Raw genomic sequence first — 203 nt, forward strand, 5'->3', positions numbered from 1 at the left:
TATTCCTAAAACTAAACCCGAATGTTTGTTTCAGTCGCGAGAAAAAACTTTCTATATAAGATCTTTTTCCATAACTCATCTCTTTTTTCCACTTCTTTATACCATCTTCATCATATGACTTTATGAGCTTGACTGCAGAATTTCTCTCAGCCATATAGTCTAACTTTGGATGCTCTGCTGCGTTGTTTTTCGGAGGAATTTTC

Annotated in this window: 1 pseudogene; it reads right to left on the reverse strand. The window is 35.0% G+C overall.

From position 1 onward, the window contains the following. Positions 1-203: pseudogene (locus OZD68_RS06740) on the reverse strand (IS5 family transposase); the annotation flags it as partial.

Source organism: Wolbachia endosymbiont of Drosophila bicornuta, assembly GCF_028982105.1.
Classification (GTDB): Bacteria; Pseudomonadota; Alphaproteobacteria; order Rickettsiales; family Anaplasmataceae; genus Wolbachia; species Wolbachia pipientis.